This is a genomic window from Mesorhizobium sp. B1-1-5 (assembly GCF_006443065.1).
Classification (GTDB): Bacteria; Pseudomonadota; Alphaproteobacteria; order Rhizobiales; family Rhizobiaceae; genus Mesorhizobium.
On record NZ_VFWS01000319.1, the window covers coordinates 1 to 1,624 of the forward strand.

Sequence of the window (1,624 nt, forward strand, 5' to 3'; positions counted from 1 at the left end):
CCACGAACTGGTTCACGGCCGGAAACTGGACCCCAGCGTCGGTGCCGACAGCGGCCGATAATGTCACTATCAACACAAGCGCCGTCAACCCGACTGTCATCAACGGCGCAAATGCTTTTGCCGGCGGTGTGACCATATCAAATGGCTCTTCCTCGTCCGGTGATCTGACCATTTCGAATGCCGGCACTCTGACCAGCCAAGACGGTACATTGGCATATTCGGCAACCGCCAATGCATCGGCAACGATCACCGGCGTCGGCTCCTCGTGGAGTACTTTCGCTAGTTTCGCCCTTGGATATGGCGGCACCGGCACGCTGAACGTTGCCAGCGGCGGTGTTATGAATGATGGCAGTAGTTTTGTCGGTTATAATTCCGGCTCCGTTGGAACGGCCACGGTCGACGGCACCGGGTCGCAATGGAACAGCGCGGGCAATCTCTATGTCGGTTTCGGCGGCACCGGATCGGTGACGGTTTCAAATGGCGGCCTGTTGTCGGATGATCTTGCCAATATTGGCGGGAGTTTCTCGGCCTCCGGCACCGTTTTGGTGACGGGGCTAGGCTCGGCCTGGACGAATGCTTCCCAGGTAACTGTCGGCGATCAGGGCACCGGATTTCTGGACATCTTCAGCGGAGCAACGGCGACGGATGTGACCGGCGTTGTCGCCGCGAATGCCGGCTCTCACGGCACGGTCAATGTCTCCGGCACGGGGTCGACATGGACAAACAGCGGGAACCTGACGGTTGGACAGACTGGCACGGGCGCGATGATCGTTTCCGCCGGCGGCAAGGTGACCGACAGCGTAGGCACAATTGCCAAGAATTCAAACTCCACGGGTACGGTCATCGTCGACGGCACGGGCTCGACCTGGACCAACGCTTCCCACCTGTTCATCGGCGATCAGGGCACCGGTACGCTGACGGTTTCGAACGGCGGCAAAGTCAGCAACCTGAGCGGCATTTTGGGTAACCTGGCGGGTTCCAGTGGCACGGCAACCGTCGATGGCGTTGGCTCCACCTGGGCCAACGCCGCGCTCGCGGTCGGCAACGGGGGTTTCGGCACGCTGACGATAACAAATGGCGGCAAAGTCACCAGTTCGGTGGGATATGCGGGCTATGCCGCGGGCTCCACTGGCACGGTGGCGGTCGACGGTAACGGATCGTCCTGGACAAACACTTCCAACCTGTTCATCGGCGACCAAGGCCAGGGTGCGCTCACAATCTTGGGCGGCGGCGCGGTCAGCAGCGCCATCGGCACGATCGGCGCGCTGACGGACTCTATCGGCTTCGCGACGGTCACCGGTTCCGGCTCGACCTGGACCAACAGCTCCGATCTATTCGTCGGCGATAGCGGCAGCGGCACGCTCTTGGTTGGGAGCGGCGGCGTGGTCAGCAACGCCTCGGGGAATATCGGCGCGAAAGCAGGTTCGACCGGTTTCGTGTTCGTCGACGGCGCCGGCTCGACCTGGACCAACAGCTCCAACCTGGCTGTGGGCGATTTCGGTACCGGAACACTGGCGATCTCCCACGGCGGGGTCGTCAAGAACAGCTCGGCGGTCATTGGCGCGAAAGCAGATTCGACCGGCACTGTGTTCGTCGAAAACGCCGGCTCGACCTGGACCAACAG

1 protein-coding gene and 1 pseudogene are annotated in these 1,624 nt (G+C 61.8%); one reads left to right on the forward strand and one right to left on the reverse strand.

Annotated elements, in window-relative coordinates; genetic code table 11:
• Positions 1–250, reverse strand: a 250-nt coding sequence (locus FJ980_RS35125; protein ID WP_210243777.1) for a hypothetical protein, incomplete at its 3' end; no start/stop codon positions are given.
• Here FJ980_RS35125 and FJ980_RS30870 point away from each other — a divergent pair.
• Positions 210–1,624, forward strand: a pseudogene (locus FJ980_RS30870) (autotransporter outer membrane beta-barrel domain-containing protein); the annotation flags it as partial. The gene FJ980_RS35125 and the pseudogene FJ980_RS30870 sit on opposite strands and share 41 nt — an antisense overlap.